The sequence below is a fragment of the Aliikangiella aequoris genome (genome assembly GCF_053709105.1).
On record NZ_CM132298.1, the window covers coordinates 1,425,371 to 1,438,938 of the forward strand.

Here is a 13,568-nt window from a genome sequence, read left to right on the forward strand (position 1 = left end):
CTAATTGATAATTAGGGCGCTGGTGGTTTTGCGCACTTTATCAGTTTTTAAATAGACGTTAAGCAAAAATCCCTATAATAGCTTTTATTATAGGGGTTTTAATTTTCAAACTTAGGGTTTCAATTTAAAGCCCAAGTACTTTTTTTCCTTGCTCAAAAACGATATCCACCGGGATAGCGGCTTTTTCTAACTTAGCTAAGTCTTTGCTCAGCTGTTCGCTAATAATACCCTGTGTATCAAGTAAGGTTTTGGCTGCTGCATAGTCGCCATGACCCTGTATAGTAAGTATTTCTTTGGATAGTGCATTCATTGCAAGGGTCATCGCATCAAAGTTGACTTGATAGAGTCCCGATTGTGGGTTACGGTTAAACGCACCCACTTTTTCAAAGAAGTTAAATCTAACCATATTGGCTTTGCCGTGCGCGCTAGACGCTCCAAAGCGTACACTTCTAAAAATGCCTGCAAGAAATGTTACGTAGTTATCCATTAATTGGCCTTCAGAAATATCACCACTTTTATACAGTTCAGAAATCATATACAAACCAAGAATATCCGCTTTGCCTTCCTCTAAGGGCGATGCAGTTTCTTTTAATGCGCTTCGTACAGTTCCGTTACCATTAATTGTATTTTTAATGCCTAATCCGTGGGCGACTTCGTGGAACATAGTGTTAGCGAAAAATGCATCGAAAGTGATATATTTTCTTTGTTCCGCTTCAATGAGTTGATCAGCTATTGGAAGCAAAATGTGCTCAAATTTGGCTTGCATTGCGTTTTTCAGTTGAAGCCTTCGGGTTCCTTTGGCTAATTGAACTTGCTCGTCATTCGGTAAATTAATCGCAATTGTTTTAGAACCTGCGTTACTGTGACCTGCATAGTAAACAACATCATAGGCGTTTAAGTCTGAGTCAGTTCCTGGAACTTCGGCTTTTAGATTTTCATCTACTGGTAAACCTTGTTGAAGTTTTGGTAAGAAAGCAGCAAATTTAGCGAGTTTCGCACTCCACTCTAAGTCTTTTAATAACACGTAAGACTCATACGCTGCCCGGTAGCCAAAGAGCTGATCTTCATAAGTCTCTATTGGTCCTAAGACTAGTTCTACCGGGTTGGATTTCATATCCATCCAGGCAAGGTCACTCGGCTGATATTGATCGGTTTCTAGTGCGGTAGCTCTTAATTTTAGGTAATTTTTGAACTCTTGATTATCAGCTAAATCGGCTGCTTCGCGCAGTATGCTAGCGGCTGCTTTTATTTGCTTAGCATAGGCTTGATGATATGGCTGTGTATAAAGCTTTCCTTGAGGATCCCGCTTAACTAAAGAATAAAGTCCCTTCTTGTCGGCTAAATCCGCGCTTTCGAATTCTTCCTTGCTCATATCGGCAGGATAAAAGCGTGCGCCAAGTGGTTTCTCTTTATATTTTGAAATAAAAGGACTATCGCCTGCGAGCCTGTCCCATGGTCCATAGTTTATATTGGCAAATTGACGTGTTGCAGGATCCTTGATTGAGTCTAAAAATGCGTGTTTTTCTCCAAAAGCTTGAAGCCAAAATAACTCATCCATTATTTTAGACGCGTCGATTAGCTTACTAATCATTGCTTTTTGATTTTCACTTAAATGCGCTAAATTGGCTGTTAAAGTTACCGGCTTATAAATATCAAATCGAGGATTGCTTGATTTAGCTGAAGGGGGCTCTGGATCAGCAGTGCTTTTGCTAATATTAGGCTCGCCAGAGCCGCATCCAACCAGTAATAAGGTACTAAAAAGGCCTATAGGGATGATTTTTTTCATTATTCCTCCTGTTTATTTTTAGCAAAATGTTATTTGCTCATTAGATTTGATATAGATGTTCCCGATAATAGATTAAAAACAGTTTGATTTATAGGCTTAGGTTTTTATATCAGTTCAGTTTTGATTCATCTCCATTAGTGTTTAATACACTTAAGCAAGTCATTATCAACGGAGAAGTTTATGAGAAGTCTAGTTAGTTTTAGTCTTATACTGGCCAGTTTAGCGAGCTTTGCGATATTCGCCGAACCCAAACAACCTGTCACTAGTGCGGCCAAAATAAAGCAATCAGTGGCCGCTAAAGGACGCTCTTTATCAACCCCGGTAATTAAAAACGCGAGTCAGGGAGTAAAGATAACTCGAAATTCGGTAACCAAAAAAATCAGAGAAACGCCTCAATTAAAAGCTGAAGCATCTAAACAAGAATTACAGGTGAGGGCAGCAGAGCCTAAACAGTCAGCATCAATGCATCAATTTAGCTTTTATGACGCGTGGACAGTGTTAGAAGTTGATTATGACAATGATGGCTACTTTTCGGAGTTTACGCTTAACTTTGACGCTGATTTTACCGGGGGTTATGCAGATGTCTATGCGGTTATGTATTTAAGTAAAGACGGTGGTCCTTGGATCCACTTTAATACTACCGATGTATTTACCATTTATTCGAATGACAGTACCGATAGCTATAGTGTTTTCACGCGTTTAAACAGCGAATTTTCCACTGGGAATTACGATCTTTTGATTGATTTATATGAGGTTGGAGTTTCTGGTATTGCGGCAACCGCAGAGCCTTATGATTTTAATGGCTTGAATAACTTACCGCTAGAAGATAGAGCGCATGAAACCAATAGCGACGATACTTTAATTACCTATGTCGCGTCTGAACTGTCAGTTGATTTAGACCAAGATGGGTTTTACACCGAGCTATCATTAGAATATGACATAGATACACTGAATAGTGGCATGACTGTTTATTCTGAAGTAACTTTAACTAACGTAGATACAATGCAACAAGTGGTTGTAAGTACTGATGACTATTTTTTAGGTAATCAAACCGAAGTTAACTCGTTAATTTTAGAAGCGGGTTATGCTCCTGGCTGGTATGATATTGAAGTAAGAATTATTGATTCATACACTGGCGAAGTTTTAGCAATTGCGGCACAAGATTTTAATGCACTGATTCAACTTACATTAGAGTCTTATGAATATGATAATGCTTATGACTCTCCACAGCCTAACAACGGTCATTTAGATGCGGTTGATGTCGTAGTTGTTCATGAGTCTGGTGGCGGTAGCCTAGGAATATTGGGGGCTCTATTGCTAGTTCTTTCTGCTGCCGCTAGAGCATACAAGGGGCAGCAGCAAAGCTCATAACACTAAGGCGTGCTTGCTGTTTGCAGCGGAAGATAATGACAGTCGATTAATAACAACCGATTAATGACAGCAAGCTAAACTAAAAGCGACTTTTGACTGAGTCGCTATTTTTTTATGTTCATTATTAAAGTACATGAAGTGAATATTACTACGGTGTTTACCACAGCTAAACTCGGGGAAAACTAGGTTTTCATCTTTAATTTTCACGCGTAGCAAATTAAGAGATTCATCACCAGGTTGAATTAAATAGCTACCCATCGGCGCGACACACTCCTGCCAGTGTCCTGTTTCTCGTGTTATTCTAAGAATCACTTCAATACTCGTTTTTATTCCTTTAATATTGTCTAACCAATGGTTAAAGTTACCTTGTCGCTCCTGGTGAGACTTATTAAGAAATAAATGTAGGTCGGGGCAGTCAAACGAGCAAGCGCCTCCAGGAATACTCATTCGGTGTTTAATATTCTCTATAAATGGGGTCTTTCTAAGTAAATCACCAAACTTACCATGATAATTAAACACCCAACTCTTTAGTTGATTGATTTGAGTAAGAAAGTTCTCAAGTTTAGCTACATCTACATCGGGTACTTGCCTAAGTTTGGTAAAGTAGTCGCTCAGCCTAGATAACTCCTTGGTTATTTCAGAACGTGAGTCACCGCGCTCTAGAATCTCTAAAATTTCAAGCAGAATTTTAAGCGCATGAAGGTGGTTATCTTCGTTTGACGCAAGCCGGTTGCGCTCAAACTGATTGAACAAAAGTTCGAGTCTTAAAAACGTCCTATAATTTTCTTTTAAAGGGTATTCAAAAATCATAGTTGCGTTATCTAATTAGCTTGTTGACTATATAAGAAATGATATTCTCATCTAAATCCATATTTTGCATTTCCTCTTGAACAACTTTAGCTAGTTTGGCTTTACCATAAATTCCGAGCTGGTTGTCGCTACTATATATGACAAATTCACGCTTTAGGTTTTGGACAAGAATTTTGACTCGCTTGTCCCGCTTGTTCTCACTAAGTTCTCTGATTTTTCTAAGTTCTGCTTTGGTTAAATAATTATTTATAGTAGTACTAGCGAATTTAGAAATATTTTTTCTATTTAAAAAATCTTTTATCATTAATTAGACCTTTAAGGTTAAAGTTTAACGAGAAATCCGCCTTTTACTAAATTGTTGGTTATGTTAATAAAATCTTGTATAGGAACTTTGGTTTTCTCTGACCAGTAACTTACCGACTTTGGTGAATTGACAAAGCGTCCCATTGCATCAAGTAACATGACTACCCAGTCCATCGAGTCTGGTATATTAATTCTACAAAGTTGAGTTCCTTTATGCAGCAAGGCTAGCTGTGTTGAACCTTCATCTTCTGTCAAAGGGTTTACGATCTCACAATCATCAGGAATATTGATAATTGAACCTGAGTTCCAACTTGTGTGTGAATTTGAAACTTGGAGTGCCAATTTTTCCTCTAAACGCTCCCATTCATCTTCTGCTACAAGTGGATAAGCATCAGTAGTAGAGTGATCGCAGGCCGCTAGATAAGCTTTAGGCTCGTTACAAAACTCTTTAAATATGATTATACTCATTAATTCAATGAGTTCCCAAGCAGACTCAGGACTTTTTAGATTGTTTTTTTGCGACTCAACGTAGAGTGATTCCAAGCTTTCTAATTTAAAACAATTTTGAATTGTATTAATGTATTTTTCTTTGAATTCTGTATAAATGTTCTTAGTGATTGCTTTTGCAAACTCATTAATTGGCGACATATCCTCCGTAATATAGAATGGCACCTTCGGATGTTTCTCTGGGTATTTAGGCATGGCTTTATCAGCAACTTTTCTGATTAAGTTTTTATTCCAGAAATATGATTCTTGCATTTCTTCTGGCGTTCTATATAAAAACTCGACTAATCGATGATCTAAATAGGGAACTCTTGATTCGATACCATAAAATGAACTAGTTCTGTCTTCATGCCACAAGTTAAAAAATTGTAGCTGAGGTATAAACTTTTCCATTTTGAGTGCGTAAACACTTTTATTATTTTCTCTTCTAACTTGAAGATCATTATAGAAACGTGACGGAACTTGATGTGATGTTAACTCACTTTTAGTTAATGATGGCTCTATTTCATGTTCAATATATTCCTGCCAATTATTCCACTTAGAACCTAAAAATTTTGAATAACCTCCACAAAATTCGTCAGCACCTTGTCCTAACAAAATAACTTTTAAGTCGGGAGTGTATTTCTTTGCTGCTTTATGAAGTTCTGACTTATAGTACCACTCTAAGTCGAATCGAGGAGACTCCATTAAGCATATCATTTTCTCTAATTCGCTTAAATCAAAGTTCTCGACCATTGCTTGAATATCGAATAAAACAGGGTAGAATTTTAATCCGTGCTCTTTAGCAACTTGTCTTGCAATTTCTACATCACCAGAGTCATAAGTTGATTTTTCGACGACAGTGAAACAGTGCAAATTCTTATTTTGTTTTGCAGCAAGCGCGGTTAATAGGGATGAGTCCAAACCACCACTCAAAAATATACCGACAGGGACGTCTGACATAAGTTGAAGCTTTACAGAGTCAGAAATTAATGAAAAATAAGTTTCAACAGGATCATTGTATTCATTTATTGGAGGCTGTTTGGTATCTGTTAGCTTCCAATATGACTCCAGCGAGAAACTACGATCTTGAACTTTGTACTTTGCATAGTGTCCTGCTGGGAAGTGATAAATACCCTCAACATAGCTAGAAATATCTTCTTTATCTTGCAAGCCAGGTTCGTATAAATCACTCCAATTAAGTTCGCGACTGCAGTTAGGGTGCATAAGAAGCGCTTTGAGTTCAGAGCCAAAAAGGAAAAGCTCTTCAGATTTTGCGTAGTAAAGTGGCTTAATGCCTAATCTATCTCGAGCTAATATTAATTCTTTATTCTTTAAATCCCAAATCACTATTGAAAACATTCCATTCAACAACTCAAATGCGTTAACACCAAAGTCTTGATATAGATGTAGGACTATCTCTGAGTCTGAATTTGATTTGAAAGGGCGATCTATCTTGCGCTTTTCTCGCAACTGCATATGATTGTATATCTCGCCGTTCACGGCGACAAAGATAGAGTTATCTTCATTCCAAATGGGCTGGCTGCCACTTTTAATATCAACAATAGCTAATCGCCTGAATACAAAAGAAAGATAATCATCATTATAAAAGCTTTCTTCGTCTGGCCCTCTAAACTCTAAAGCCTCTCCCATATACTTTAGGGTTTGGTTTTTGAGTTCCGTTTCATTGTTATAATCAAAAAAACCTGAAAATCCACACATATATTAATTACCTTGCTCACTACAATGTGCCTAAATAATGTTAGTTTTGGCCATTTAGCTTTACGAGTTTATCGATTTAAATTTAGCTAGTTTCAAATAACTTTGGTGAAGCTGAGCTACCTGTTTTGATAAAACGGCTTCAGAGTCAGCATTATCAATTATGTCGTTAGCCCAAGCAAGCCTTTGCTCTCTCGTAGCCTGAGATTGAATTATAGACTGAGCATCACTAAGAGATATATTATCTCTCTCACATAGTCTTAAAAGTTGCATCTCGCTGGGTATGTCTACAACCAATACGCGTTGGATGAGGGGTTTGAATCTTGGTGATAGTTGGCCTTCTTTATCAATTAACAATGGTATATCAATTAACGTATAGGCGTAGTCTATTGTTTTGATTTGTTCTAGTATTCTCGCCGCAATTAGAGGGTGAGAGAAGTTATTCAACCAAGTTAATGACTCTTTAGAGCTGAAAATTTCTTTCCTTAGCGCTTTGCGATTTAATTTGTTCGGAGAGTCAAATATTTTATCACCAAATTTACATTGGAGTTGGGAGAGGTGTGGGCTATTATCTTCAAATAATTGCCTCGCGATAAGATCTGCATCGATAATAGGGACGCCGAGTCGCGCAAAAAGTCTTGAGACGGTAGATTTACCTGAAGCTATGCCACCAGTTAAGCCAATTCTAATAGCGCTCATTGTAAATCTATCCGTAGAAAAAGATTATTTTAAACCAGAAAATAGTAGATAACTATCAACAAGCGGTTCGCCCCAAATGAGAGCGATCCATCCTGCCGCTGCTAAATAGGGCCCAAAAGGTATTTTGGTTTGGGAGTCTTTATTTTGTAAGGCGACCATTAATCCCCCAACAACTGCGCCCACGCCCGCCGAGAGTAGAATTACAAGCGGTAGCATTTGCCACCCCACAAATCCACCAATAGCAGCTAACAGCTTAAAATCGCCATAACCCATACCTTCTTTTCCGGTAAGTAACTTGAATAACCAGTAAATACTCCACAAACTTAGGTAACCAGCAGCAGCACCAATCACCGCATCAGTTAAAGGGATGAAAACTTGTTGTGTCGCTACCAATAAACTAAACCAAACTAATGGAAGCGTCATAGTATCTGGTAAGATTTGATGATCAATGTCGATGAAGCTCATGCTAATAAAATACAAGGTAACAAGGAGTGCGCACGCCAAGCTTATATTAAATCCAAAATGCCAAGCGGTAATCCCGCAGAGTATGCCTGTTAACAATTCAATAGCAGGGTAGCGTAGCGAAATGGGTGTTTTGCAAGAGCGACACTTTCCTTTCAGAAATAGATAACTAAATACAGGAATATTTTCCATTGCAGTTATCATGTGTCCGCATTTAGGGCAGGCAGAGCGCGGAGTAACTAGGTTAAGTGGTGTATCGCTTGAACTATCAGAATTTGGCGGTTTATTAATTGAAAAGCCTCGTTCAATTAATATCTCCTTAGCCATATTTTCCCATTCTTTGAAAAGCATAATAGGGTAGCGATAAATAACGACATTCAAAAAGCTGCCAACGAGCAGCCCAAATAGACTACAAGTGATAATTAGTAATGTAGGGGAAGTTTCCAGTGCGATTAAAATAGTGTTCATGGATTTCTTATTTTAAGTAAATGGGCTGGCGGTTAAGCTAGCCCATTTGGTTGTAAAATTTTTATGTTCGGATTAAACCACGCCACCTAGTTGGAATATCGGTAAGTACATCGCTATAATTAATCCGCCTACTAACACGCCTAAGATTGCCATTATAATCGGCTCTAAGAGAGCGCTTAAACCATCAACTGCATCGTCAACTTCTTGCTCGTATATATCTGCAATTTTTGACAACATGGCGTCAATAGAGCCAGACTCTTCACCTATAGCGACCATTTGTACAACCATGTTAGGAAAAGCGCCAGTGGAGAGCATTGCAAGATTCATCTGCATACCAGTAGTTACTTCGTCACGAATTTTTAGTATTGCATCTCTATATAAAGCATTACCAGAAGCTCCAGCAGCTGAGTCTAGCGCTTCAACCAGAGGAACACCAGCCGCAAAAGTGGTTGAAAGGGTACGCGCGAATCGAGCAACAGCTGCTTTGTGTAATATGATGCCAATCACTGGAAGTTTCAGCATAACTTTGTCTTGTTGATCTCTAAGCTTCTTAGAGGATAACAGCATTTTCTTATAGACAACTGAAAAGCCAACCATCCCAATTAAAAATATCCACCAATACTCTTGCATAAACTCGGACATGGCTATAACCATTAAAGTAAATGCAGGTAAGTCGGCGCCAAAACTTTGGAAAACATCTTGAAACGAAGGAACAACTTTAACTAAAAGCACAGCAGTTACGACTACCGCAATAACAACAACGGCAATAGGGTAGGTTAACGCTTTTTTAATTTTGGATTTTAACGCCTCACTTTTTTCTTTGTACATGGCTATGCGATCAAGCATACCTTCTAATGAGCCAGACTGCTCACCAGCATCAACAAGATCACAAAATAAGTCGTCAAAGTGCTTTGGGTGTCTTCTTAAAGCCTCTGCCATAGTGTTACCGGACTCTACGTCGGTTTTTATGCCTAAAAGTAAGTCTTGAACACTGGGTTTTTCGTTGCCGCGTCCGATAATTTCAAAAGATTGTACCAGTGGAACACCGGCTTTCATCATGGTGGCTATTTGGCGAGAAAACATCGCAATATCAGCCGCAGTGACGGGTTTGCCTTTTCCTCCGCCAAATAAAGGTTCAGCCTTTTTAGTCACTTTTATGGGACTAATTCCTTGCTTTCTGAGCTGTGCTTTAATAATTGCAGGTGCTTCACCAAGCATCTCGCCTTTAACTTTTTGTCCTTTTTTATCAGCACCTTCCCAGTTGTAAGTGTACTGCTTAGGGGCTTTAGCCGCCTTAGTACGCTTTTGTGCTGTTTTTCGTTCTTTTTTAATTGCTTGAACGGCCATAATTCAATCCTAATTCAATTTAATGCTGTGTGACACGGTTGACTTCTTCTAACGAAGTAGTACCTTGCATTGCTTTCATCAAAGCTGAGCGGTGTAGGTCATTAACACCTTCTTTAGCCGCTTGGTCAGCAATATCAATAGCATTACCGCCTTCCATTATGATTCGGCCCATTTCTTCAGATACTTTCATTACCTGATAAATACCTACACGCCCTTTATACCCATTGGTACAATTATCGCAACCGACTGGTTCATATATTTTAAAAGTACCTAGTTCTTCTTTTCTAAATCCAGCTTTTAATAGGGCTTCATCTGGGATTTTGGCTTCGGCTTTACAGCTTTCACATAGTCTTCGAGCCAAGCGCTGTGCAATTACTAAGTTAACACTAGTTGCAATATTGAATGGCGCAACCCCCATATTAACCATACGTGTAAGTGTTTCTGGGGCACTATTGGTATGTAAAGTTGATAACACTAAGTGACCGGTTTGTGCTGCTTTAATGGCAATTTCCGCAGTTTCTAAATCACGTATCTCACCAACTAGCACAATATCGGGATCTTGACGAAGGAAAGCCCGTAATGCCGAGGCAAAAGTTAAACCTGCTTTAGGATTAACGTTCACTTGGTTGACACCTTCTAAGTTGATCTCGACAGGATCTTCTGCGGTAGAAATATTTCGCTCGTCGGTATTAATAATGTTAACGGCTGTGTATAGCGAGACGGTTTTACCACTACCTGTAGGCCCTGTCACCAATACCATGCCTTGCGGTTTATGGATTGCATCCATAAATAGCTCTTTTTGATCGGCCTCGTAACCTAGCATATCGATACCGAGTTGTGCGCTGGTCGGATCAAGAATACGCATTACAATTTTTTCGCCAAACAGCGTAGGCAAAGTACTGACACGAAAGTCGATGGCTTTATTTTTAGAAAGCTTTAGTTTAATCCGGCCATCTTGAGGGACTCGCTTTTCGGAAATATCTAAGCGAGACATAACTTTTAGTCGGGCTGAAATGCGAGTTGCTAGAGTTATAGGTGGTCCTGCAACTTCAGAAAGAATGCCATCAATTCGAAACCTAACTCGGTAACGCTTTTCATAGGGTTCAAAATGTAAGTCTGAAGCGCCTTTTTTTATCGCATCTAGTAATATTTTATTCACAAAGCGAACAATCGGAGCATCGTCGCCGGCGGCATCGGCTTCATCTTCCTTTGCCGAATTTTCGTCTACCGCTTCTAAATCCAGGTTTTCTAGGTCTGTATCGTCAAAGTCGCCTAATTCATCACTTTCTTTTTCATCAATAATTTTAACGATTAACTTAGACAGTTTAACTTCGTCTACTAAAATAGCGTCAGTGGTGAGTCCTGAGTGAAACTTGAACTCATCTAGTGCCGAAAGGTTTGTTGGGTCAGATACTGCTACATAGAGTCTTTTGCCGCGTTTAAATAATGGCACCGCATTATGCTTAGTAATAAGTTTTTCGCTAATTGCTTCAGTGGGAATAACACTGGTATCCATTGCTGAAATATCGAACAAAGGGACACCAAATTCAGCAGATGCTGCTTCTGCAATAGCTGACGAGGCGACTATGTCATTGTCTACCAAGTAGGAAACCAGGTTCTTTTTGTTCTTTTGAGCGTTGCTAATTGCATCTAATGCGGTTGGCTCATCCAAGTATTCATCATGGATAAGTCGTCTAGCAAGTCCGCTTAATACGATATTTGATTGTGGTGCGGCCATAATTCTCGTTTTTTGGTTTAAAACTTAATTAGTGATCTAAAAAGTCTACTTCATTAGCCACAAAAAGCGAGTTTTGGGCTAATCTTTTTATAAATATTCACTTGAGTATAAATGCTCATGCTAGAAAATTCATCTTTTTTATTAAAAAACAAGTAGATATGAGATAAAATTAACAATTCACATCAAATGTTAGTTAAACTCTAATTTGACCCAAGGTTATTGATAAAGGAAATTGCCGAACTATGCTGAGCCAGACCAGTATTGTCATACCCGCAAAAAACGAGGCAGACAGCTTAAGTAAGCTAATTCCTGCGCTAAAGCTATGCTGTCCTGAGCTTTTAGAAATAATTGTTGTTAACGATGGCTCTAGCGACCAAACCAGTGAAATAGCTAGGCGTGAGGGTGCTGTAGTGGTTAATCACGTTTTTTCTCGTGGAAATGGCGCTGCAATTAAAGCTGGGGCTAGAAAAGCGAAAGGTGATTATATTTGTTTTATGGATGCAGACGGTCAACATAAGCCTGAGTCTATTCAACGTCTATTAAACAAATTAAGTGATGGCTTTGATATGGTCGTAGGTGCACGTAAAAGCGAGTCTCAAGCTAGCCGCTGGAGACATTTAGCAAATAATTTTTATAATAAATTTGCTTCGTTAATTACTAATTACCCAATCGAAGACTTAACGTCTGGACTTCGCTGTGTAAAAAGGGCCAGATTTATCGAGTTTTTGCACCTTCTACCTAATGGCTTTTCTTATCCAACGACTATAACAATGGCATTTTTGAGGGCAGGTTACCAAGTTGGATATCTTACGGAAGATATTTCAGCTGATCGCCTAGGAAATAGCCACATTAGCCCGCTGAAAGATGGTTTGAGGTTTCTGTTAATCATTTTTAAGGTTGGTACCCTATACTCACCCTTAAAAGTGTTTACTCCCTTTAGTTTTATCATGTTTCTATTAGCTTTTTTCTATTACTTATTTACGTTTATTACTTCAGGCCAACTCACCAATATGAGCGTCATTTTATTTACTACTTCGGTTATAATATTTTTGATTGGCTTAATATCAGAGCAAATTAATACTCTAATATTTATGAATTCCAGACCGGATGAGTAAAAGGACTCACTTTAAGTAAATAATGGGACTAGCGTGCGCAAAAAAATTCTAATAACAGCAACTACTTTTCCACTCAAGGAAGCGGATAATCAGCCTCGCTTTATATATGATTTAGCTAAAAACTTGGCCGCTGACTTTGACGTAAACGTATTAGTTCCTCATTATGCCGGGGCCAAAAAGGACGAAAAATTGGGAAACCTTAAGGTTTCCCGTTACAGTTACTTTTTAGAGCGGTTTGAAACTCTCACTTACGGCAACGGCATTCTTGAAAACTTAAAGAAAAATAAGTTGCTCTTTTTATTAATCCCTTTTTTGCTAGTTGCGCAATACCGTTCTATTTATAGAAAGGTAATTAATGATGACATTAGACTGATTAATGCCCACTGGATAATCCCTCAAGGATTAATCGCAATACTTTTAAAAAAGCGGTTTAAAAGAAAAAATATCGCACTTAAGATTGTTGTTACCTCGCATGGGGGTGATCTATTTGCACTAAATTATTGGGGATTTAATTGGCTTAAACGCTGGGTTATTAGCAACGCCGATAAAACGGTTGTAGTAAGTGAGGCAATGCGAGAATATTGTTACGATGCAATCAAAGTTAAAGCTAGTTGCAAAATTGAGGTCCGCTCTATGGGAGTCGATCTGCAAAATACTTTTGTTCAACTTCAGCCTTACAAGCAAAGAGAAGGCCTTATTTTTGTTGGTCGAATCGCTGAGAAAAAAGGTTTACATGTGTTGATTCAAGCGATGCAAATAGTCACTCAAAAGTATCCCAACACTCAATTAACTATCGTTGGTGAGGGCAGTGAAAAGGCTTTTAATCAACAGTTGGCTATGGAGTTAAGTTTAAATTCTAATATAGAGTTTAAGGGCTCGTTAGCGCACTCCGAAATTCCCGAGCTCTTAAACCAGTCAAGAATTTTTGTAATGCCATCGATTGTAAGCGCAAGTGGTGATCAAGAAGGCTTGGGGTTGGTTGCGGTTGAAGCAATGGGGTGTGGCTGCGCTGTAATTGTCTCTGATTTGGCTGCAATTAAAGATGTCGTTATACACAAACGCACTGGAATAATGTTTAAAGCAGGAAGCCATATTGAACTAGGAAAGGCGCTTATTGGGTTACTCGATGACTCTAATCAATGTGAAGAAATAGCTCAAAGGGGACATGACTATGCCAACATAAACTTTGATTGGAGCATGGTCGCTAAGCGTTATACTGAATACTTTAACGAAATTTAGTTAATTAGTGTATGCTAATTTGATTTGC

At 38.6% G+C, this 13,568-nt stretch carries 11 protein-coding genes; 3 read left to right on the top strand and 8 right to left on the bottom strand.

What is annotated here, in order from left to right:
* Nucleotides 1-124: 124 nt before the first annotated feature.
* The gene (locus tag ACUR5C_RS06240) at nucleotides 125-1,786 is read right to left on the bottom strand and encodes a dipeptidyl-peptidase 3 family protein (RefSeq protein ID WP_454467495.1); all 1,662 of its coding nucleotides are present in this window, start codon (nucleotides 1,784-1,786) and stop codon (nucleotides 125-127) included.
* Nucleotides 1,787-1,966: 180 nt separating this feature from the next.
* Between ACUR5C_RS06240 and ACUR5C_RS06245 the strand changes: the two genes are divergently transcribed.
* The gene (locus ACUR5C_RS06245; protein ID WP_454467496.1) at nucleotides 1,967-3,157 is read left to right on the top strand and encodes a choice-of-anchor H family protein; all 1,191 of its coding nucleotides are present in this window, start codon (nucleotides 1,967-1,969) and stop codon (nucleotides 3,155-3,157) included.
* A gap of 60 nt (nucleotides 3,158-3,217) precedes the next feature.
* On the opposite strand, the gene ACUR5C_RS06250 is transcribed toward ACUR5C_RS06245, so the two are convergent.
* The 7 genes from ACUR5C_RS06250 to pilB all read right to left on the bottom strand — a co-directional run bounded on the left by ACUR5C_RS06250 (nucleotide 3,218) and on the right by pilB (nucleotide 11,186).
* Complete coding sequence (locus ACUR5C_RS06250; protein WP_454467497.1) at nucleotides 3,218-3,967, bottom strand: cell division protein ZapD; 750 nt, start codon at nucleotides 3,965-3,967, stop codon at nucleotides 3,218-3,220.
* A gap of 7 nt (nucleotides 3,968-3,974) precedes the next feature.
* Nucleotides 3,975-4,271, bottom strand: coding sequence for a hypothetical protein (locus ACUR5C_RS06255; RefSeq protein ID WP_454467498.1), 297 nt, complete (start codon nucleotides 4,269-4,271; stop codon nucleotides 3,975-3,977).
* Between the two features lie 17 nt (nucleotides 4,272-4,288).
* Entirely contained in the window at nucleotides 4,289-6,475 is a 2,187-nt protein-coding gene (asnB, locus tag ACUR5C_RS06260; protein WP_454467499.1) for an asparagine synthase (glutamine-hydrolyzing), read from the bottom strand.
* Between the two features lie 60 nt (nucleotides 6,476-6,535).
* The gene (gene coaE, locus ACUR5C_RS06265; RefSeq protein ID WP_454467500.1) at nucleotides 6,536-7,171 is read right to left on the bottom strand and encodes a dephospho-CoA kinase; all 636 of its coding nucleotides are present in this window, start codon (nucleotides 7,169-7,171) and stop codon (nucleotides 6,536-6,538) included.
* A 24-nt stretch (nucleotides 7,172-7,195) separates the two neighbouring features.
* A complete protein-coding gene (locus ACUR5C_RS06270; protein ID WP_454467501.1) occupies nucleotides 7,196-8,101 on the bottom strand; it encodes a prepilin peptidase in 906 nt (301 codons plus the stop codon).
* Between the two features lie 72 nt (nucleotides 8,102-8,173).
* Complete coding sequence (locus tag ACUR5C_RS06275) at nucleotides 8,174-9,448, bottom strand: type II secretion system F family protein (RefSeq protein ID WP_454467502.1); 1,275 nt, start codon at nucleotides 9,446-9,448, stop codon at nucleotides 8,174-8,176.
* 19 nt (nucleotides 9,449-9,467) lie between these two features.
* Entirely contained in the window at nucleotides 9,468-11,186 is a 1,719-nt protein-coding gene (gene pilB, locus ACUR5C_RS06280; protein WP_454467503.1) for a type IV-A pilus assembly ATPase PilB, read from the bottom strand.
* A gap of 242 nt (nucleotides 11,187-11,428) precedes the next feature.
* On the opposite strand from pilB, the gene ACUR5C_RS06285 reads away from it, so the two are divergent.
* Nucleotides 11,429-12,301, top strand: coding sequence for a glycosyltransferase family 2 protein (locus ACUR5C_RS06285; RefSeq protein WP_454467504.1), 873 nt, complete (start codon nucleotides 11,429-11,431; stop codon nucleotides 12,299-12,301).
* A 33-nt stretch (nucleotides 12,302-12,334) separates the two neighbouring features.
* On the top strand, nucleotides 12,335-13,540 hold the full coding sequence (locus tag ACUR5C_RS06290; RefSeq protein ID WP_454467505.1) for a glycosyltransferase family 4 protein: 1,206 nt from the start codon (nucleotides 12,335-12,337) through the stop codon (nucleotides 13,538-13,540).
* The last annotated feature ends 28 nt before the right edge of the window (nucleotides 13,541-13,568 follow it).